Source organism: Paenibacillus sp. HB172176, from assembly GCF_011947265.1.
Classification (GTDB): domain Bacteria; phylum Bacillota; class Bacilli; order Paenibacillales; family Paenibacillaceae; genus Pristimantibacillus.
This window is the reverse complement of sequence record NZ_JAATHD010000010.1, coordinates 71,899-94,177: the sequence shown is the minus strand read 5'-3', so window position 1 is coordinate 94,177 and position 22,279 is coordinate 71,899. Positions and strand designations below refer to the sequence as shown.

Annotated in this window: 15 protein-coding genes; 3 read left to right on the top strand and 12 right to left on the bottom strand. The window is 49.2% G+C overall.

Annotated features, from left to right (window positions below):
• The first annotated feature begins 559 nt into the window (after positions 1-559).
• Positions 560-2,089, top strand: a complete 1,530-nt coding sequence (locus tag HFP08_RS14845) for a family 43 glycosylhydrolase (protein WP_168121376.1) — start codon at positions 560-562, stop codon at positions 2,087-2,089.
• 63 nt (positions 2,090-2,152) lie between these two features.
• On the opposite strand, the gene HFP08_RS14840 is transcribed toward HFP08_RS14845, so the two are convergent.
• From HFP08_RS14840 to ychF, 8 genes are all read right to left on the bottom strand, one after another.
• Entirely contained in the window at positions 2,153-3,571 is a 1,419-nt protein-coding gene (locus HFP08_RS14840; RefSeq protein WP_206109253.1) for a sulfatase, read from the bottom strand.
• Complete coding sequence (locus HFP08_RS14835; protein WP_168121375.1) at positions 3,568-4,398, bottom strand: carbohydrate ABC transporter permease; 831 nt, start codon at positions 4,396-4,398, stop codon at positions 3,568-3,570. The genes HFP08_RS14840 and HFP08_RS14835 overlap by 4 nt, the downstream gene beginning before the upstream one ends.
• 29 nt (positions 4,399-4,427) lie before the next feature.
• Positions 4,428-5,342: a carbohydrate ABC transporter permease gene (locus HFP08_RS14830; protein ID WP_168121374.1), complete on the bottom strand. Its 915-nt coding sequence runs from the start codon at positions 5,340-5,342 to the stop codon at positions 4,428-4,430.
• 20 nt (positions 5,343-5,362) lie between these two features.
• Positions 5,363-6,673: an ABC transporter substrate-binding protein gene (locus HFP08_RS14825; RefSeq protein WP_168121373.1), complete on the bottom strand. Its 1,311-nt coding sequence runs from the start codon at positions 6,671-6,673 to the stop codon at positions 5,363-5,365.
• A gap of 124 nt (positions 6,674-6,797) precedes the next feature.
• Positions 6,798-9,482, bottom strand: a complete 2,685-nt coding sequence (locus HFP08_RS14820) for a sensor histidine kinase (protein ID WP_168121372.1) — start codon at positions 9,480-9,482, stop codon at positions 6,798-6,800.
• 8 nt (positions 9,483-9,490) lie between these two features.
• The gene (locus HFP08_RS14815) at positions 9,491-10,789 is read right to left on the bottom strand and encodes a response regulator (RefSeq protein WP_168121371.1); all 1,299 of its coding nucleotides are present in this window, start codon (positions 10,787-10,789) and stop codon (positions 9,491-9,493) included.
• Between the two features lie 19 nt (positions 10,790-10,808).
• Complete coding sequence (locus HFP08_RS14810) at positions 10,809-12,149, bottom strand: extracellular solute-binding protein (protein WP_168121370.1); 1,341 nt, start codon at positions 12,147-12,149, stop codon at positions 10,809-10,811.
• A 476-nt stretch (positions 12,150-12,625) separates the two neighbouring features.
• Positions 12,626-13,726 (bottom strand): redox-regulated ATPase YchF, encoded by a 1,101-nt coding sequence (gene ychF, locus HFP08_RS14805; protein WP_168121369.1) that lies wholly within the window; start codon positions 13,724-13,726, stop codon positions 12,626-12,628.
• Positions 13,727-13,901: 175 nt separating this feature from the next.
• Between ychF and HFP08_RS14800 the strand changes: the two genes are divergently transcribed.
• Together HFP08_RS14800 and HFP08_RS14795 are read left to right on the top strand one after the other, a co-directional pair.
• Entirely contained in the window at positions 13,902-14,045 is a 144-nt protein-coding gene (locus HFP08_RS14800) for a hypothetical protein (protein WP_168121368.1), read from the top strand.
• A gap of 384 nt (positions 14,046-14,429) precedes the next feature.
• Positions 14,430-14,981, top strand: a complete 552-nt coding sequence (locus HFP08_RS14795; protein WP_168121367.1) for a dihydrofolate reductase family protein — start codon at positions 14,430-14,432, stop codon at positions 14,979-14,981.
• A gap of 325 nt (positions 14,982-15,306) precedes the next feature.
• Here the strand turns inward: HFP08_RS14795 and HFP08_RS14790 are convergent, their stop codons facing one another.
• From HFP08_RS14790 to HFP08_RS14775, 4 genes are all read right to left on the bottom strand, one after another.
• Positions 15,307-16,182, bottom strand: a complete 876-nt coding sequence (locus tag HFP08_RS14790; RefSeq protein ID WP_240941406.1) for a carbohydrate ABC transporter permease — start codon at positions 16,180-16,182, stop codon at positions 15,307-15,309.
• Positions 16,183-16,205: 23 nt separating this feature from the next.
• The gene (locus tag HFP08_RS14785) at positions 16,206-17,063 is read right to left on the bottom strand and encodes a carbohydrate ABC transporter permease (RefSeq protein ID WP_168121366.1); all 858 of its coding nucleotides are present in this window, start codon (positions 17,061-17,063) and stop codon (positions 16,206-16,208) included.
• 809 nt (positions 17,064-17,872) lie between these two features.
• Positions 17,873-19,225, bottom strand: coding sequence for an ABC transporter substrate-binding protein (locus tag HFP08_RS14780; protein WP_168121365.1), 1,353 nt, complete (start codon positions 19,223-19,225; stop codon positions 17,873-17,875).
• Positions 19,226-19,673: 448 nt separating this feature from the next.
• On the bottom strand, positions 19,674-22,127 hold the full coding sequence (locus HFP08_RS14775; RefSeq protein WP_168121364.1) for an S-layer homology domain-containing protein: 2,454 nt from the start codon (positions 22,125-22,127) through the stop codon (positions 19,674-19,676).
• Between the last annotated feature and the right edge of the window lie 152 nt (positions 22,128-22,279).

Genomic DNA, 22,279 nt, shown 5'->3' with positions numbered 1-22,279 from the left:
ATATTCCTTAGTATAGCACAACGTTCGAAGCGTATCGATATCCAGATCTGCGTCCGCTCTATAGGGATGGATTTTGGTCTTATGATTCCGGGGCTCATCCCCTGCATTTTCGGCAGATAATCGGCTACTTCGAGCTATCCCCAACCTATCCACAGTTATCCACAATATCATCCACAGGCTGTGCACATCTTGTCCACATCAAGTGGATAATAGGCTGAAAAGACAGAAAATTCGCGATTATCGACATATTCTACGCATTTTGAAACAAAAGTTATACACAAGCCTTCCGCGAAATGAAATCCGAAAACGGTCATCTCTATCTGAAACGACTCCAATCGAGGAATTCATCCAAAAAATATCGGAATAAACTTCGAAAGAATACTGCGTTGTCAAACCTCGAGCATCACTCTATATTATAAGAGCAATTATGGAAACAAGGCGCGGACCCGGCTTTCCATAAAGGCCGCAACACTATTTTGAAAACGCTTTATTGTTGAGAGGTGATGCTTGTACTCAAGCCAGTTTCATTCCTTTACTTTATTCATGGGAGGCAAAACAAATGAGAAACAAAAGATTCATTGCCATGTTATCCGTCTTTGCCATGCTTTTTGTCGGTTCAACCGCTTCCGTTCATGCTGCCGAATTTACGACGAACAAGAACGGGGAATTCTGGTATGATTCCAACGGTTTGCAAATGGACGTTCACGGCGCCAGCATGTATGAAGAGAATAATACGTACTACTTAATTGGCGAAAAAAGAGTCAATGGGACAAGCTCCTATGATAATGAATTCAGGGGATTTGTATGTTATTCATCAACCGATTTGAAAAATTGGACGTATGAGAATGAAATTCTCGCGCCGGATGGAACCATTCTGAAATCGACAGACGTGGCCACCCGAGCGAAAATTCTGTACAATGCAGCGAATAACAACTATGTCATGTGGTTCAAATGGAAAGAAGATGGAGATAACAATTTGAGAAAAGCGGCGTATGCGACAAGCGACAGCGTATGCGGGAATTACTCCTTTGCAGGTGCGACATTCGGCAATAATGGCGACTATGTTGGCGATCCCACCTTGTTCCTGGATGATGATGGCAAGGCTTATCTGGTCTACAGCGCTATCGATTCGTCCACCTCTAATAGAAGGATTTCCATCGATCAATTATCAAGCGATTTTCAGAGCATTAGTACTCACATCACCTATACGGCAAACGGCCGCGAAGCGCCGAATATATTCAAGAAAGACAACATCTATTATTTGATTACCTCGGGCGCTTCCGGCTGGAATCCCAATCAGTCCAAGTACTATACGGCTTCCAGCTTAAACGGACCATGGTCCGCTGCCGCTAATTTCGGCAACGCCACTACCTATCACTCGCAAGGCTCGGATGTTGCTGTTATTCAGGGAAGCTCTTCAACTACGTATATGTTTGTGGCTGACCGATGGGACAGCAGCTATCTGGGGAACAGCAAGAACATCTGGCTTCCTATCGCATTCAGCGGAACCGGCATATCCATCAGCAACTCCGGTCAATGGACAATCGATACAGAAACGGGTCAATGGTCTGCTGCGGATTGGTACGACGACTTTGAAAGCGGAAACGCCAGTAATTGGACCGTCGATTCCGGCTCTTGGTCAGTGGTGAACGATGATACCTACGTATACAAACAAGCCCGCAACAACATTGCCGCTGTTGCCAAAGCCGGTAATAGTGCATGGACGGACTACTCTCTGGAAGTGGATGTAAAGCCACTAAGCTTTAATGGAGCTAACGCCGGCATTAATATAAATCTTCGTTATACCGATCTATCCAATCGTTATTTCGTCGCAATAACGCCGGATGCCATTCAGTTGGTGAAAAGGGTGGGAGGAGTCAAGACCGTGCTCCAATCCGCTCCGGCCACCTTCCAGACCGATCAAATATATAAAGTGAAGGCAGAGGCAAACGATGATAGCTTGAAAGTATGGCTGAACGGTTCCTTGCTTATGAGTCAGACGGATTCATCATTATCCTCGGGCCAAATCGCTCTTCATACATACTACGCTTCCTCGGAATTCGATCATATCAGCGTCAACTTGAATTGATGCACAGCAAAAAGGCGAGTGACAGGGATGTTAACCTGTCATTCGCCTTCCCTGATCATGCTGTCACTTCCAGGGCATATACGCCTCATTCGGCAGCGGAAGAATCGCTTCCGTCTCTTCCCTCCACTTGGTTAAAGCGGCATGCAGCTTGGCTGCAAGCTGCGGCTCTCTCTGGGCCAGATTATGCTCTTCGGAGATGTCGTCTCTGAGATGATACAATTCCAAACGGCCGTCTTCGAAAAACTCAATAAGCTTATAATCGCCCATCCGAATCGATGAGCCGGGCGTTCCGCCTTGATTGCCATAATGCGGGTAGTGCCAGAATATAGACTCGCGCTCCAGAGCTTCTGCGCCTTGCAGCAGAGGCAAGATGCTTACACCATCCCGATGCTGCTCCGGGAGAAGGGGAAGGCCGGCGGCTTCAAGCAGCGTGGGATAGAAGTCGGGACTCGTAACGGGAGCCTCGCAAATTCGGCCAGGCTGCGTTACACCGGGCCATTTCACAATCAACGGCTCCCTCACGCCTCCTTCGTACATCCATCCCTTGCCTTCCTGCAACGGCGCATTGCATGTAGGCGATCCTTCGGCGCTCGACAATCCGCCATTGTCTGAGGTGAATAGAATAAGCGTGTTGTCCGCCTGCCCGGATTGATCAAGCGCATCGAGCAATCTGCCTATGTTATGATCCAGATTTTCAATCATGGCCGCATACCTCCCATCCGATTGCACCAATCTGCGCATAAGGCGCTGATCCTTCTTGTGCTCGGCGGGGAATAATTCTCCTTCGGCGAATATCTGTTTCTGCTTTAAGCCCATCGCCTCCGCTTTGCGCTCGTATTTGAGCACAAGCTCCTCGCTTGGCGCCTGAATAGGCGTATGAACGGCATAATGAGCCAGATGCAAGAAGAAAGGCCGATCGCTCTGTTCGGATAATAGTGCAATGGCTTCATCGGTCAGTCGATCTGTCAAATATTCGCCCTGCGGACCATCCTCCAGATGCTCCAGATGATACGGGCTGAAGTACCCCGATTTCGGTTGGCCGAAATGATTGCCGCCAATATTCACATCAAAGCCATGATGCTGGGGATAGTACGGAGAAGCGCCCAGATGCCATTTGCCGACATGCCATGTCCGATAGCCTCCGTCACGCAAAGCGGCGGCGACACTTTTCTCGCTGAGAGGCAGATGATCCACATAAGGCGCCCCGAGGAGCTTGCCCTTCTCCTGCAGAGCCCCTATATAGTTGGTAATGCCGAGAGTGGCCGGATATTTGCCGGACATGATGCTTGCCCGCGTAGGGGAGCATACCGGACAAGCCGCATAGGCATCCCTGAATGTCATGCCTTCCGCCGCCAGTCGGTCCAAATTCGGCGTTTCATAGAACGAGCTCCCGTAACATCCAAGATCCATCCAGCCCATATCATCCATGAGAATCAGGATCATATTGGGGCGTCTGTGCGTCATTTCATTCATCATACTCATCCTTTCACAGAACCTGCCGTAAGTCCTCTAATAAAGAAGCGTTGAACGAACAGGAATACGAATGCGGCCGGCAATGATATGAGTGTAGACGCCGCCATCATTCCCCCGTAATCCGAGCTTGATTCTCCTAAATAACGAAACACCAGTCCAGGCGCAAGCGTTCGTTTGGCAGGGTCCGTTACAAGCGTTAACGCATAGAGCAAATCATTCCAGCTCGTGACAAATCCCAAAACAGACACCGCAATCATCCCTGGAATCGCCAGCGGGAAAATAATGCTGTGGAAGGTGCGCAGTTGGCTGGCGCCGTCGATCTTGGCCGCCTCCATTAATTCATTGGGAATTTCATCGAAGAATGTCTTGAGCGTCCATGTGCCTACAGGAAGAGTAAAGGTAATATAAGCGAATATAAGCGAGAAATAGCTGTCCAACAATCCGTAAGCCCTCATGAGACTATAGATGGAAATCAATAAAATCGCATAAGGAAGCATCTTCGAAATCATAATGAGCATCATAAATGTTTTCTTGCCTCTATACTTGAACTTGGAGAAGCTATAAGCCGCATAGGCGGACACAATTGTCGCAAGCAGACTGCTAATAATCGAAGTAATAGCACTATTTTGGAAATAAATACGCAACTGCTTATCCTTAATGGCATCGATGTAGTGTTGCAGCGTAGGCTTAAGCGGTATAAAGTCCGAATTCAATAACTCGCCAGGCGATTTAAAGGATGTGTTCACCATCCAGTATATAGGGAAGAACACAAAAATACCGATGATCGTTACCGTTAACCAGAAAAAAATGCGAAATCCTGCCGTCCTCTCGAACATAGGCGCAGTCACCTCCTTGGAAGAGCCGATTAGTCGTGATCCTTGATTGTTCTCATATAGAAGAAAATCAGAACGGACAGGAGCACTACCCATATCATGCCAATGGCAGCGGCTTTGCCGATTTCAAAGCTTTGGAAGGCTTGATGATAGACTTCTACGGAGAAGGTTGTTGTGGAATGAGCAGGACCGCCTTCGGTCATGACCCATAATAGATCAAAGTGCTGGAAACGGTTAATTAAAGACAGAATAAGAATGACAATGACAATTTGATTCATATGAGGCAGGACCACCGTTTTCAGGACCGACCAATTCCCCCCGCCGTCGATTCGCACGGCTTCAATCTGATCTTGCGGCACGGAATGAAGACCGCCAAGAAGAAACGCCATCATCCAGGGAAAGGAATGCCAGATCATAGCCACGCATACCGCCATCATAGCGGTGGAGTCATCCCCGAGAAAATTAATTTTCCCGGATAGGAAGCCCAGGTTCTGCAGGATGTGATTGATGATTCCATAGTTTGCATTGAAGAGCCATTTCCACAACAGGCCAATGGAAGCAGACGGCAATATCCAGCAATACAACGTTAATGTTCTCAGCCATTTCTCTCCGCGGAAGCCTTGGACAAGCACGATAGACCAAGCGAATGCGATAATAAACGGGATGAAGGTCGTAATGACGACAAACTGCAACGTGTTCCACAAGGTATCGGCAAAATAGGAAGATGTCAGAAAATTCGAATAATTATCCACATTGACCCATTCCGTAATCGGTCTTAGCAGGCTTTCATCTGTAAAGCTGTAATAGACCGATTTCAGGAAGGGGTACAAGATGACTGCTGTAAATAGGAGCATTGCCGGAAGAGCGAGCAGAAAACCAAACTGGTTTTCTGCCGCTGTCTTGCTTTTCGTCCGGAAGTGGCGAACTTTATCTGTGGGTGCATTCATAGTTACCCTCCGAATTCATGTTATTTCAAGGTGTCTGCTATGCGCGCCGCAGCATCGTCCAACGCCTTCTGAGGCGATTTGGCATCGAGTAGAGCAGCCTGAAATTCCTCAGAGATAATATTGTCGAGCGCGCTGACCTGAGTGAAATTTTCCGTTTCAAGCGGATCGGAATTTTGCGCTACATCCAGGTACGCATTCACGTAACTGTCGTTTTTAATGATCGGATCTTCCTTCGCCGTGCTCGTAACCGGAGGCACGGAAGCAGATTTGAAGTAGGCAATGGACAGATCATCTTTCAATAGATGTTGAATGAACTCAGCTGATTTGTCCGGAGCCTTGCTGGATTTGAACACTACCAAATAATGTCCCCACAGAATGGAACGCGGTGTATCTCCTTCTTTCAATACAGGTCTCTGCATAGGAACCATATGAGAAGGCATGTCTTCCATCGTAAACCCCTTCGATACCTGGAAACCACGGGCGACAATGGAATCATCATAGAAGGCAGCCTGATTCAAGCCGAATAAATCTCTAGCTGCTGCGCGATTAACGCCCATCTGAATATAGTCTTTATCCTTCAAATCCTTCAGCCATTGCAGAGCCTTCACGCCATTCTCGTTGTTGATAATGACGTTGCCGTTCTCGTCGAATACATGACCTCCGAAGGTCCACAGCCATGCCTGGAAATCTTGCGAAATGTTGGATGCGCTTTCTGTGCTAATCGCATAAGGAACCACATCCGGGATCGATTCTTTGACCTTCTTTAAAGCATCCTCGAACTCGGCTATTGTTGTCGGAGCCTTGTCCACGCCCGCCTTTTCCAGCAATTCCGGATTATAGAGAGGAGCGATAGCCGCAATCGTCCAAGGCAGCGCATACTGATGACCGTCAACTTGGCCGCCTTTAAGCGCCGCTTCGGAGAAGGTGCTCTTCATCCAGGCCGGGTCAAGCACCGTGTTCAGATCGACCAAGACATCCTGATCGGCAAGAGGAATAAGCCAGCTGCTTTGAATTTGGGCAATGTCCAGCTTTTCTTTCGAGGTTGTCTTGATAATTAATTGCTGCAAGGTATCCTTCCATGGATATCCAATCACATTGACTGGCGCGTTTTGATTCTCGTCATTCCATGATTTCACCATGAGATCCTTAATGATTTGTCCCGAGGATTCTTCGCTTGACCAGCTAACGAAGGTAAGTTCTGTTTTTTTGTCTGTTGACTGCGATCCCTTTCCATTCGAATCATTGTTATTTCCATTCGAACTGCAGCCTGCAATGAGGCTTGTCATCATGACTGCCGCTAACAATAAATGCTTTGTTCTTTTCTTAAACATTGTTGACCCTCCCATTACGATTATGATCAATCATGGCCACAACTTAATGATAAGGCAGGGCAATCGTTCCCACAATGTAGCTTTCTTTTGACAAACCATCCACTTTTTTTGGATGAAATCCGGTCTATCGCGGAATCCGCAAGCGTATCAGCGTGCCTTTCATGATTGCAGATTCAATCTGCATGGACGCTTCTCCTTGATAGAAGAGCTGCAGTCTCTGATAGACATTCTTGAGTCCGACCCCGCCGTCTCGATTGCTATTCTGCTCGTCCCACTCCAAGGATGCTCGCAGCTCTTGAAGCTCTTCCTCATCCATCCCTACGCCATTGTCCTTGACCTCGATCACTAATGCCTGCTCATCCTGACTTGCGCTTATGGCTATCCTGCCGCCAGTGTGCACCTGAAGGATGCCGTGTTCAATCGCGTTCTCGACAAGCGGCTGGAGAATAAATTTCAATACCCGAACATTCAAGGCTTGCTCCTCTATATCCCATTCCATGTGCAGCTTATCGCGCATTCTGATTTTTTGGATGGTATAATAATGATTGATTTGTTTCAGTTCCTCCGCTAACGGCACTTCTTGCGAGCCGCCTCGAACCGCATAACGAAGCATCTCCGCAAGCGACATAATAATGTTGTTGATTCCCTCTACATCATTCTGCTTTGCTCGATATTTGACCGATTCCAGGGTGTTGTAGAGGAAATGCGGATTAATCTGCTGCTGAAGCATGGCAAGCTCAGCCTTCACTCGAAGCGAAGACAGCTCTTGTTCGCGAATTTTACTGTTAATTTGATCTTCCATCAGATGATTGATTTCAGATATCATGCGATTGAAATTATCCGCCAGCTCTTTGATCTCATCCTTCTGCTCCCGTTCATATAAGACGAAGCTTCCTTCTCCGACCAAGCTCATATGCTGATGCAGCAAGGCAAGCGGCTTAACCAGTCGCCTCGACAGCGCATACGAGAGAATAAAGGCCAGAATCAGAATGCTCACAGGAACATAAATATGCTTGATGAGTATCATTTTGCTGTCATTGCCGATCTCTTTCAGAGAAACAAACTGCAGCAGGGTCCAGCCGGTATCGGCAACGGGCTTCGCAAATCGGATATAGTCCTCGCCTTCCATGTGAAGGAGCTGATCGACTTGTTGCAGGTTTCCAATAGCAGCAGAAGATCTGAACATCAAATCGCCTGGATAGCTTTGAAAGAGCGCTTGATTGTTCTCATTGAGCAACAATAATACAGAACGCGACAGGCTGCTTTCCGTTACTAAGCCGCTTGGTTTTATTCTCAATTCGATATACCCTTTTGTTTGCCCATTTTCCATCATCTTATTAATGAACGACGACGTGCTTTGACTAAAAACATCTTGTGACAGCGATATCCATTCCGACTGCTCGAAGGCATTCGTCAGAATCGAGGGGTCAATGGGAAACAACTCGGGATTATTGCCATAGATGGAGGAAAACTGCGTCGTTCCCTTGCTGTCATAGCGAATGTAATAGCTGATGTCATTCATCTTGGGATGCAGAGACACCGCATAGCTCCGCAAGTCCGTCTCTTGCAGCATGAGTTGATAGGATAAGTTCGTCAGGCTTTGCTTATTGAGCGCTACATTGACGCCAAGCTGTTCCGTAATAAGCTCTTTGAAGGAAATAAGCTGCTGCTTATGCATCTGAAAGGTGGAATACGATACGAGCAGTCCCATACAGACGGTCGGAAGCATCACTGTGCAGACAAAATAGTAAAACAGCTTTCTCTGGAGCGACATTTTGCCCAGCATACGATTCGGATTCTTAAACCTGATCGGACGGAATGGAAAGATCTTGCCATTCCCATTCTTGATGGCTTGCGATACTTGACGGAGGGGCAGGAAGATATAGCCGGACAGAAAATAAGCGATCAAAACAGACGAGAAGAGCGAGATCACCAGCAAAGAAGCGATTTCTAAAGCATTTCTCCATGAATCCGCCCCATTAGCCTCATCATGATAAAGCTCCAAACGATGCTGATACGGTAATAACAGCTTGCTCTGCACCATTGTTCCCGGGGTCGATTGGCTTGAGGAATCGCTGGTCCATATGACACTCTCATCCGGGTTGTACAGCCTGAGTTTCACATGCGATTTCGTTAACGCATCATTCGTCAAAGAAGGCATGAAATTCTGGGGCAATACGATTAATACGATTACATCGTGATCATATACAGCAATCGTCATTCGGTCCTCAATCTCATTCACAAGATGAACATTCTTTACCAATTGCGGAATTTCCAATTCTGACTTTTGAGCATGGCTAAGAACATGAAGCAATTCTTGCCTCGTATGGTAAGCAGGAATGCCATCGCCTCTCAAGAGGACATCCATTAAACCATATTCCTCCAGTTCATCGATTGAAGGCAGTTCATCCGTACTCCAACCCGATTCGCCTATGGTTTTGCTGAAATTGGCTTGATTATTGTTCTTGCCTAAAATATAAATCTTATCGACCCAGTTATTCTGCAGCGACAATCGGTCCAGGAACGCATTCACCTTGTTGCCCTCTTGCGATTCAACCGCATCCGCTTGCATATTCAAATATAGTCGGGAGAAATTCGTAATCTGTTCTGAACGCAGCAAAGAAGCCAACGATTCTAAATCCTGGTAATAGTTCACGATATTCAAGCTTGTCTGGTTCATCATTTCCTGATCATTCTGATTTGACATTTCTTTGTCGGCCTTGCGCAGCGTGTGAATGGCGTTCCAGCCGATCACAGCATGAACAAGAATGGAGATCAGAAAGGAGAAGAGAATGATTCGGTTTCTCACTTGTGCATCTATCCTTTATGCGTCCGGTACTCGTTCGGTGTTACGCCGGTCAATTTGCGAAATATGCTGCTGAAATAGCGCGGGTTTTGGTAACCGACCATCTCCCCCACCTCATAAATCTTAAGATTGGAATGCTCCAGCATTTCCTTGGCTTTCTCGATGCGACACCTGGACAAATAATGGACAAAGGTGTTGCCCGTAGCTTCCGTGAAGAGATGGCTCAAATAACTGCTGTTCACAAAAGTAGCTTCCGCTACTTCGGATAACGTAAGGGATCGCGAATAATGGTTGAAAATATATTGCTTTGCTTTGTTGATAATGGTCATGCTGGAGTCGGAAACGGTCTTGCCCTGCATCGCAGACTTGCCTTGGCTATAGGTTAGCGGATCGAAATGAATGATTTCAAAGCTGCCTTCGGCAAGCTGGCTCGCCACATGATCGGCTTTCAATCTGGACGAATGCAGGCTGGACACAGAAGGAGCCGGCGTGCCGACAATGATGGAGATGGTGCTGCGGAATAGTCCCCGGAATCGATAAAGCAGCTTTCGAATACGTTGAAGATCGTCTTCCAATTGTTCTCTTAACGTCGTTATTAAATACCCGTTCCCCGATCTTCTATCGACGTAGTGGTAGCCTAAGCCCTCGTCCTCCCATACCTCCGTCAAAATATTATTAAAGGCGAATAAAATCAAGTTCCATTCTTCCTCCGCATAATGCGCTTTGTGCATATGGGCCTGATCCAATCGGATTAACGCGACCACATAGTTGTCTCCGTCCAGAATCATTTCGCTCAGGGAGCAGCCGTCTTCTATCTCGAAGTTTGAAAGCGGCTTGGACAGCAGCCTCTCGAGAAACTCCCTTCTCAAGCCTTTCACCAGTTGATTCGATCTTCTCTCCAGCAAGCGATTTTGCTCAAGCTTCTCATATTCCAGCTTCTGCTGCGCTTGCAGCTCCTTAATGGCTTCAAACAACAGCGCAGGATCGATCGGCTTAAGCAAATATTTGGACACGCCGTATTGAATGCAGGTCTGCGCGTATGCGAAGTCTTCATAACCGGACAAAACGACAACTTTGATATAAGGAAAGTGGGCTCTCACCCTTCTGACCAATTCCAATCCATCCATAATAGGCATTCGAATATCTGTTATTAATAGATCAACAGGATGCTCCTCCATCCATTTGAGCGCCTCCATTCCATGCTGACAGACGCAGGATAGCTGCAAGCCAATATCCGCCCAAGGATAGAGACTGAGTCCTTCGCGTATATCCGCTTCATCATCAACAATGACAAGCTTCAGCATTTTCATGACGCCTCCCTTCTGTACGTTACTCCGCCATTTGAATATGATCTTGAATCTCGAAATAAACGTCTTGGGACAGCTTGTACATGGCGGTTTGGAGCTCTACTTTGTGAAAATAAACGGGAATCAAATATTTGTCGAACAGATTATTCATGACCCGATTCGTTACATAGGGATTAAAGTCGGGAAACGGCTGGACCATGTTTATTTGTTGTTGGAAGAAGTTCAACACTTGCCGGCTCCATGCGCTTGATGCATACAAATCGCTTGCCTCAGCCTTGGATACAGGAAACTCATTATGCATGGTTACCCATTCCCGGGCGGGCTGACCTGTCAAGTACCATTCGAACACCTTCCAGGCGGCATCGGGATGCTCGGTCTTCGAATAAATAATAGCTGCGCTCTTGGACTGAAAAGGGAGGACATGCTTGCCATTTTCGTATAAGGGAAGAGGGGCGAACCCAATATCCCGAGGGTCCAGAGCGCTCTGCTCTACTTGCATCGCAAAGCCGTAATCCGCCATCAGAATCGCAAGCTTCCCTTCCAGGAACAACTCCTTGGAGGAATTCGTCACCAGATTCATCGGATCAGGGCCAATTTCATATTGCAGGACTTGATTCCAATATTGAAATATTCGTTTCGATTCATCGCTCGTGAAATCCGCCTTATTGTAATTGCTGTACCAGGGCGTTTTCCCAAGCTGAGCCATTTGAAGCAAATACATATTCTGATTCATAATCGAATTCTCATCCAGAACGCCAAATCCATATTGATCATGCTTCTCTTCATGTTTAATGGTCAAACTCCGGGATATCTCAAGCAATTCATCCCAAGTCATCGGCTGTTCTCTCTCCGGATAAGGGAGATCGGCAGCGTCAAACAATGATTTGTGGTACAACAAAACAGAGCCTGGAGACCACCCTTTCAGAAAACCGTACAAATCGCCGCTCCCGTGCTGACTTCCGTTATATCTGAAAAAGTTCACAATCGGGAATAAAGCTTCTGAATCAAATGCAGCATTGTCCTTGACATACGGGCCTAAATTGAGCGCGGCTCCTTGCTGCGCATAATAGGGGAAATCCTCGAGCGAAATCGAAATAATATCCGGAACATCGGCGATTGAGTTTGGATTTAACAAGAGATAAGGATTGGGCTCCACTCGCTTCAGATGGATGCCCGGATGATTGCTTTCAAATTCCGAAATCATTAAAGGCGTCAAATTATCATTTGTCGCTGCAATAGATATTTCTGTTTTCGCCGTTTCTTGTACGGTGTGGAGGTCGCTTTGCAATGGATTCGCATTGCGGCAAGCGACCAACATAAAAAATAAAGGCAATGGCATCAGCCATTTCCAATGTTTTCCCATTATAAATCACTCATTTTCAACCGCAGATTAATGATAAAGCAAGCCTATATGTATTATACTCTGTAAGCGCTTTAGAATATATGCAGGTTTTTTTAGGGATGTATTCATTTATTTTTGTATATTCGCAACAACTTATTCGCTCTATCTTGAGGTATATTCCCACCTAACGAATAGTCATAACGTTATTTCCTCGAAATCAGCCCAATATGGATTTTAACAAAGATTCATGTCGCTATTCCAGCAAAAATGGACCTTTTATCGAGCAATAGTGACAAATAAGGTTATAGATCTTCGTTAGATTTCTGATTCATGAAGCAGACGGCTTTTAACGTTACCAGTCTTCGTTAGAATAGACCGTGGCCCATTAGAACGCCGCTAGAAATGAAAATGAACCGACATAATAAGAAAAACGTCTGCAACGGTCTAACAGGGATCGTTGCAGACGCTTATTCATGTTGAAGTATGGGTGTCGTCCTCTACACATTAAATCGGAAATGAATCACATCGCCGTCGCGCACGACGTATTCCTTGCCCTCCAGACGAAGCTGGCCTCTCTCGCGAACAGCGCCCATCGAGCCCGCCGCCGCCAAATCATCGAACGACACAATCTCCGCGCGGATAAAGCCGCGTTCGAAATCCGTATGAATCACGCCGGCCGCTTGAGGCGCTTTCGTGCCTTGACGAATCGTCCAGGCGCGAACCTCTTGCACGCCCGCAGTAAAGTACGTGTACAAGCCCAGCAGCTTGTACGCTGCGCGAATCAACCGATTCAGACCGGATTCCGCCATGCCCAGCTCCTCTAGGAACATCTCCTTGTCTTCGCCCTCCAGCTCGGCAATCTCGGACTCCACCTTCGCGCTGATTGGCACAACCTCCGCGCCTTGCTGCGCCGCAAATTCACGCACGCGCTGCACGTATTCGTTGTTATCCGCATTGCCCGCTTCCGCCTCGCTCACGTTCGTCGCGTACAGCACAGGCTTCATCGTCAGCAAATGCAGATCGCGAACGAGCAGCTTCTCGTCATCGGTCAGCTCCAGGCTGCGCGCAGGCAGATCGTTGTACAGCGTTTCCTTGAGACGCTCCAGCACCTCAACCTCTTGAGCAATCTTCTTGTCGCCGCTCTTGAGGTTTTTGCGCGAACGCTCAATCTTGCGCTCGACCGAATCCGCATCCGCCAGAATCAGCTCCAGATTGATCGTCTCGATATCGCTGATCGGATCTACCTTGCCCGATACATGCGTAATGTTCTCGTCCTGGAAGCAGCGCACGACATGCACAATCGCATCCACCTCGCGGATATGGGCGAGGAATTTGTTGCCCAGACCCTCGCCCTTGCTCGCTCCTGCTACAAGTCCCGCGATATCCACAAATTCAAAGGCAGTCGGCACGATGCTCTTCGGCTCCACCAGCTCAACCAGCTTGTCCAGACGCTCGTCCGGCACCTCAACGACGCCGACATTCGGATCGATCGTACAGAACGGATAGTTCGCGGATTCTGCGCCCGCCTGCGTTATTGCGTTAAATAAAGTCGATTTGCCGACATTCGGCAAGCCCACTATGCCTGCTTTCAAAGCCATGTATAAGACACCCCTATTATCCGAAATAGTAAACAACTCCCGTCATTATACCCCAGCAGACCCCACTTTGAAAGTGTAATGGGCGACCAATTGCTTCTTCATTCAAGATGCGCTATCCTTACGAATCTTCTCCCGCCCTCAAGCCATACTAAACATAGCAGGGAGGTGATTGAATATGGAAAATCAGAAGCACAAGGGCAACTACAAAGGAACAACAAACATGAAAGCCAGGAACCAAGACATGGCGTTCGTCAACGATAATGTCGAGGATGCGAAATCCGTCAGCAATTTTTCCTCGAAGAAGAAGCGGACCGATTAAGTCCAAGCGGTTTGAGCCACATAGAGCTGTAACGCAGTATAGCATGATGATGCCGGTCATGCTGGTCCTGTCGTTATTGGCTAACCTCATGCAGAATCAGTAAAAAATAAGGCTGTCCCTCCGACTCCTGTCGAAGAACAGCCTTTCCCCTCGATATATCGGGCTTATTTCCCAGGAAATGGGCAGCATTGACCGTTTCAATTCTGCAAGCGTCCCCCCTTGGCGTTCATTACTTACACGAGCTTACGGTCTGATTTGTTTAATCTCCCTTTCTCCGTTACACTTAAGCTGTATTGGGCAGAGCCCGGACTACGCAATCTAGCAACCATAGAAATTTGCCCTGCTTTGGAATGGTATACATGCTTAATTAAGGGGGAAATCAATATGGGACGTGTCATTCTGATGATGAATGTGACTCTGGACGGTTGCTGCGACCACACACAGGTTATAGCGGACGAGGAACTGCATCGCTATACAGAGGACCTGATGGACCTCTCTGACGGTTTGCTTGCAGGCCGTAAAATCTACCAGCTCATGGAAGAGTTCTGGCCGGCCGTTGCTCGAAGCGGCGAAGGCCCTCCATTCATGGTCGACTATGCGCGAAAGCTCGATCAGAAAACCAAGTACGTCTTCTCGCGGACGCTGGATGAAGTGACGTGGCAGAACTCTTTCTTGTTGAAGGGGGCCGTTTCCGAGGAGGTGCCGAAGCTTATAGAGGAAGGGAAGAGGCTGATCGTTAACGGCGGGCCCGGCCTTGGTTCCACCTTGGCGCAACTAGGCTTGGTGGATGAGTATCATTTTCTGATACAGCCAATCGTCGCTGGACGCGGTCCTCGACTATTGGGGGGGATTCATGATCGGCTGAATCTGAAGCTGAGCGGAACCAATTCCTTCGCCTCCGGCGTCATGGTGCTCCGTTATACGCCCATTCGTTAACTGCCAGGCTGATTACCGAGGCTTTTGCGCTATCACTTTATGATCTCATTCAGAGCTGCCGCCGTTAAAAATATGGAGTCGACGCAAACTTCGCATTCGATGAAAAGTTGGAACGCTCGATGAAGAGCTTAAACGCTAACGAATCCTCATAACGTTATTAGTCATTATTCTGCATGATTAGAAATCTAACGAATATTTATAACCTTATTTGCCGTTATTTAGCTGCAAAATCGCTTTTTTGCCGTAATAACGATATAAGTCTTCGTTAGATTTATACAAAGTGCGGCTGGATGAGATTAACGTTATGAGTCTTCGTTAGGTTCTGCTACCCCTTCACCGCGCCCTCCGTCAGCCCCTGCTCGATAAAGCGCTGAATGAACAAGTACACAATCAGCACCGGCACGACAGTGAGCGACACAGCAGTCGCCATGAGGCCGAAGTCCGTGCCGTATTGCGAACTGATTTCGCTCAGCAGAGCCACGATCGGACGCACATTATCCTTGTTCACGAAAATCAAAGCCGAGAACAGATCGTTGTACGACCACAGGAATACGAAGATGCTCGCGGAGGCGAAGGCCGGCTTCGATACCGGCATGAAAATCTTCACGAACATGCTCCAGCGGTTGCAGCCGTCGATGAAGGCCGCTTCCTCGAGCTCCTTCGGAATCGTGGACATATAGCCCGCCAGCACCAGGATGGCGAAGGTCAAGTTGCCCGCCGTCTGCGGGAAGATCAAGCCTCCGTAGGTGTTGACCAGGCTCCATTTGATCAGCAGCTCATAGACGGGAACAACGGTAGCGAAGGCTGGAATCAGCAGACTTGCATATAGAATCGAAAAGATCGCCGATCTCCCCCGGAATCTGAATCTCGCCAGCACATAGGCGGCAAGGCCGCCGAACAGCAGCACAAGCAGCACCACGCCGCCCGACATGATCAAGCTGTTGAGATAGCTGCGTCCGATATTAATGCGGTCGAACGCCGCGGTATAATTCACCGTTATCGGGTTCCAAGCGAGCTTGAAGGAGCTGTTCATGACGTCGCTCGAGATCTTGAAGGAATTGTTCACGAGCCAGAACAAGGCATAGATCGTCGTGAACGACCAAGCGCTCAGGATCAAATAGGACAGGAAGGCGCCCGTCTGAATTTTGCGTTTTGCCCTCGAATGCGGCATGTGAAGCTGTCCTCTTACATTTGGCTGCATAATCGTACACCCCTATTGCTTGCTTAGTATGTGATTTCCTCTCTCTTCAGCACACGATTCGCCAGCAGCGACAGCAGAACGCCGAACACGACGATATAGATCGCGATAGTGGAGCCATAGCCGAAATTCTGATCGACGAGCGCCCGCTTGTACATATAGGTTCCAAGCACCTCCGTGCCGTTCTGACCTCTGGAGAGCACGAAGATGAATTCGAACACCTTGAGCGTGCCTGTTATCGCCAGTGTGATGACAACCTTGATGTCGCTCATGATGAGCGGAATCGTCAGTTGGAACGTTTTCTTCACGCCCGTAATGCCCTCCAGCTTCGCCGCCTCGTAGAAATCCGCCGGGATCTTCGACATCGCCGTCAGGAACAGGACGAAATAGAAGCCCACGTAATGCCATACGGTCGGAACGGCAATCGCCTTCAGCGCCGTATGCTCGCCAAGCCATAGCACCTTCTCCACGCCGAAATGCGCCAGAATCGTATTCAGCAGACCGAATTGGTAGTTGTAAAATAACACAAACAACAGCGCGATCGCCGTGCCCGAGATAACAACTGGGAAGAACAGCACGATGCGGAAGAAGCTCTTGCCGAACGTGATGTTATCGACAAGCACCGCAAGCAGCAAGGCAATGCCGACCTGGAACACGATGACGTATACCATGAGTTCTAATGTATGAAGAGTGGAGGCGCCTAGCTCTCCGTCGGAGAACATCCTCACATAATTGTCGAAGCCTATGAAGGTTTTCTCGAAGAAACCTTTCGTTCGGAAGAAGCTGAAGAACACGCTCTTGAAGAACGGATAATATAAGAAGATGGACATGATGGCAGCTGCGGGCAGCAAAAACATCAAAATATACTTTCGATCACCCTTCATCCTTATCACCTTTGATGTTTATTTGTTGTTGCGCAAGCTGATTATGCAGTAACGGCTGTGGCTTCCTTGAAAAAAACGGGCACTTGCACATGCTCAAAAGAACTACATCTGTCTATACATCTGACTATCAAATGCAGCAGTTGCACTACGGCTATAACGGACTTCATCTGTCTATGAAGTGCAGCACCTGCACCTGCACCTGCACTTGCACTTGCTCCTGCACCTGCACCTGCACTTGCTCTAGCTCCAGCTACAGCTACGGCTAAAGCTCTAACGGACATTTGGTCTCCTTAGACTGCTTTTTTCAGCATCCATTTGCTCTAACGGACATTTCGTCACCTTAGCGGATAAAAAAGGCGCAAACTTAGCTCATTTAGCCCGCTAAGCGGATCAAATGTCCGTTAGAAATCCAAATAGGCTCAAACCAACTTCTAACGGTCGCAGATGTCCGTTACAGATATTGTCGCCGCCCGTGAAGGCAGAGGGGCGGCGACATCCTCCATTTTGCCAATTGCGTCTTGCCTTCGACCTTACAAGCAGCTTTCCTTTTTTCCCAAAGGCATCCCGCTGCATGGCTTTTACTTGCTTTGTAACTTTCTCTTGCTCTCACTCACTTAATTGTTTGCTTTGCTCGCTTACCTTGCTCTCACTCACTTACTTGCCTCACTCGCCTTGCTCTCACTCGCTTACTTGTTTGCCTTACTCGCTTACCTTACTGTCACTTACCGAATTACTCTTACTTACTCCTCTTACTTGTTTGATTCCTCTTACTCGCTCGCGCTTACTCTCACGCGCTTCCCAACTCCAGCTTACTTCTTCGCTTCCACTTCGACCTTCTGCGCTTTCTCCAGAGCCTCCATCGGCGTCATCTTGCCCGTCAATACCGGCTGAATCGTGCCGCGAAGCGTGGTGAAGGTCTCCGGATCCACCTGGCTGTCGATCGGAGCGTTCACGGAGGTTGCGTCCGCCACCATCTTGAAGCCGTCCAACGCCGCTTGAGGCAAGCCTTCGATTTGAATATCCTTGCCTGCTGGAGTACCGCCATTAGCCGTCGCAATCTCGGTAATGCTGTCCTTGTTGGTCATGAACTTAAGCAGTGCAATCGTTGCGTCCTTCTTGGCTGCATTATCATAAGCGGCTTTCGACATATAGAAGCCCGATCCGAATCCGCCGATGACATCTTTGCCTGTTCCCGCACCTCCAGGGATTGCAGGGAAAGGAAGCACCGTTGTATTGTTCTTGACATCATCCGCCCAACCGCCGATTGCCCATGAGCCTTCTATGATCATCGCCGCGAGTCCTTGGCTGTAGTAGTTGCTCGCCATGCCAAGATCGATAGTCGCGGCATCCTTAGGGAATGCGCCCAGATCGTACAGCTCCTTCATCGCCGCAAGGCCCTTCTCCCAGTTCGGATCGATGCCGTTCAACAGACCAGCGTTATGACCCGTTCCGGCCGCGCCAAGCACGAAATGCTCAATCAGGTAGTGGGATTGGTCGAACGGACCCGCCAGAGGCGTAATGCCTTTCGCCGCGAATGCGGATACGGCTGCTTTCATTTTGTCCCAATCGGTAGGAAGCTCCACGTTGTTGTCCTCGAACAGCTTCTTGTTCACGAACAGACCTTCATAGTAGCCTGTCAAAGGAATCGCATAGATGTGGCCGTCGCCCGTCTTGGCGAAATCCAGCGCCGCTGGCGCGAAGCCGTCCTTCCACTCCGGATCGGAAGCAAGGATATCGTCCATTGGAACGACTTTCCCGGCGTCGATAATGTCCTGCGCGTCCGTGCCGATGAAATAGAAGAGCAGGTCCGGCTCGTTGCCGCTTGTCATGTCCGTGTTGACCTTCGTACGGAAGCCGTCATCATTGGCCGACATCGTGTCGTTCTCGATCGTTACATTCGGATTGGCCGCCGTGAAGGCGTCCAGTCTCGCCTGGAAGGCGTCGCGAGCGGCGTCCGTGCCGCCGAAGGTCGAGAAGACGCGAAGCTTAACCGGGTCGGGCTCTTTCTCAGGCTCTTTTGTCGGTTCCGGTGTACTCGTTGCCGTACCGGTATTATTCCCCGTGTTCCCGCCGTTGTTATTATTGCCGTTGTTGCCGCAGGCTGCCAGGAACATCGTCATCACCAGCAGCAAGCTTACAAGCGTAAATGCCGACTTCTTCATGTGTAAAATCCCCCTCAAAATGAATTAGATTTGGAATCGCCCCACTCGTTTCCGATCGGGCTACACTCAAAATGTTAGGGCATAAACACAGCCTTCGTCAACGGATTGGACGGCTTTTTCGGGGGTACATTCCTCTCATTTGGCGGGGGATATTCCTATCGGTTCGAGGGGTACATTTCTACGATTTCGGGGTGAAAATTCTCGCATTGCGCACAGCAAAAACGCCCCCTCTCCAGTTTTAGAGAGAAGGCGCCTTGCAACCTCATCATTTTAACCCTTTACAGCTGTCTTGGCTTTGATTCAGTACGCTCACTGCCTCTGCTTCGAGCGATTAATCTCCCTTGAGCAAGGCGACAATCCGCTCATAGTCGAAGATGCTGCTCTTCATTCGCAATCCAGAATTCTCCCTTCAGCATCTCGTCGGTCAGTTGGATCGTGAGATCTTATGCTACATCCTCAGCGGAGCCTCCTGCAACTCGGCCCGCTTCTGCAGGTAACGGAAGAACGCGATGGACGCCTCCGCTCTCGTCACCTTCTTCAGCGGCAGGAACTTGCCGTCCGCGAGGCTCATAATCTTGAGCCCGACCACGATTGCGGCCTGACCTTTGCCCTCGATGTCCGCTTCGTCCTTGAAGCTGGAGTTGAAGATATAATCATACTGAGCGAGTGTATTGTAGCCCAGCGCTCTGACAATCAACCCCGACATCTCATCGCGCGACACATTCGCATCGGGATTGAAGGAGCCGTCGCCGATATCGATCAAATTCTGATCGAGCGCACTCTCGACATAAGCGAAGAAATCGGAATTTGCCGCCACATCTTTGAAGGAAGCCTGAGATGCCGCACCGTCCGCCGCATCATCCATTGCATAGCTATAGAACCTTCCTCCGCTGCTCGCGAGCACGAGCATCTTGATCAGCTCGCCCCTTGTAATAAGCTCGTTCGGCCGTACCTTGCCGTCGACCAGATCAAGCGCCTTGTAAGCTACCATGAGTTGAAGCGACTCTTCGGCCCAATGACCTTCCGCATCCGTAGCCACGGGCAGCTCCAGCGTGGTTACATCTCCTGTGTCCCGGCTTCTCCACTCACCTGTTGTCGCGTCCAGGAATACGCTCTCCTGCACCGGCTTCGACTCGAGCTGGTAGACAAGCTCGATTGTGACGTCTTGCTCCACTTTATCGCTTATCTGTTCTCCGGACGCCAACATCAGCTTGTATTTCTCCAGCGGAATCGGCTGACCGCCAAGCCTGTACTGTTGATTCAAGCGATATTCCAGCTTGGTGTCATAATAATCAAGCCACTTCTCGGTCGCGGCTTCCGCCGATATCGTCTTAGGCGCAAATTGCGGATAGCTGTCGTCCGACAAATTGGCATCGAAGCTGCGCACCTCTCCAGTGAGCGCATCGATCGTTACGTTGACGCTGTCATAGTCAACAATCGCGTCATGCACCTTGTGCGTGAATCGGATATAGTACGAACCGATATCCTCCGGCAAGCGGCCTTCGTATTGCTCTGCCTTAAGCTCGTTCTCATACAACTCGTCAGTCAACCAAGGCAACAGCCTCTTCACCGTCGCGGCAGCCTTCATCTCGGCTTGCTCCAGCGTAACGGAGGAGGAAGTCGAAGCCTGGCTTTGATTGAATTCATATTGATTATAGCTCTGAACGGTGCCCGTGCTGCCGTCCACCGCAGCGGAGATCGAGCCGACCTCCTTGCCGTCCTTCTTCACCGTCCACCCCAAATACCACTGTGAACTGACGCCGCCGTTCTCATTCTTATTTTCATTATAGTTGGAGGACTGCAGCTCCGCTCCCGCCGGCAGCTTGCCGAACGCCGTCTCCACACTCGCAATCGCTTGCTCCTCCGATATCTTGCCGGGCTTCGGTCGAGACCCGAGCGGAGCGTCGGTCAGGGGCGTTTCCGATAACTCGCCGTAACGGTAATAAGATAACCGGGCATCGTCCATCCTCTCTCCCGAAGCCGCGTCGATTGCGAAGGCTGGCAGCTCGTAGCTGAGCGCAGTCGACGACTGGCTGCCGTTTCCACCGTACAGCTTGATATAATGCAGTTCAGGATCGGCCGCCTCCAGCATAGCCGCTTGGGCTTGCTCCTGTGTCAGATGCCCGGAAGCCTTCCCGAACTCAATCGTGTCGTCCCATTGCATTTGAAAGCTGAGTGCCTGCCCGTCGCTGTTGAACTCCATGTCTATGTAATTGGCAGGAAAGGCAATGCCGTTCACGACTCGCTCGAAGCGCAGTTGATGACGAACCTCGCCGGACAACGGAGGCAGCAGCTGCTTGCCGTAATCCGCATTGAAGGCCAACTGGTTCGCGTAGTCCGGCGCGACCTGGCTAATGAATGTCTCAGCAAGCCCCTTAGCCGCTTCGCGATCTACCTCAAGCGGATAAGTCGGCTTCGCATTGGGGTTGTTCGTATACGAATAGAAGCTCAGCAATTGACCGCTGTCCGCATCGATGGAAGCATTAATGCTGCCCGTTTGTTTGCCGTTCACCCGCTTCACGAAGTCCATCGACCATCGATTTTGCTCGCCATTCACTAGCTTATAGGAGCCATAACTCGTATTCTGAAGGACATACTCCTTCGGCACGCTGACATATTGACGAATCAGCTTCTCTGCTTGTTCCTTCGAGATTTTCGCTTCTGAGGCGTCCCCGCTTTCCTCCGGAATGCCAGCAGCTCCCGATGTTCCGTCGCCGCCGGAGCCGGAAACCGCATTCACGCTTTCTCCTGCCGCCCCGCTGAACATGTCTCCGTCCATATCATTCGCCATCCCCATTGTCGGTTTGTCGGCTGCGTAGGCCGCAGCAGGCAAAGTCAAAGCTCCTGCCAGCATGGCAGCGGTCCACACAAGCGCCGTTTTTTTCATTCTGTTCGACTTCAATTCATACTCCCCCTCTGATCATGGAAATATATTCATCTATTTAGACGATGCGGCTAATGATTTGGTTGCATTCAGGGTCAAATTAATCGATTGGATATGAGAATACGAATAAGCCGGCGCGATTCATGAATCAACGCCGGCCCGGGGAAAGT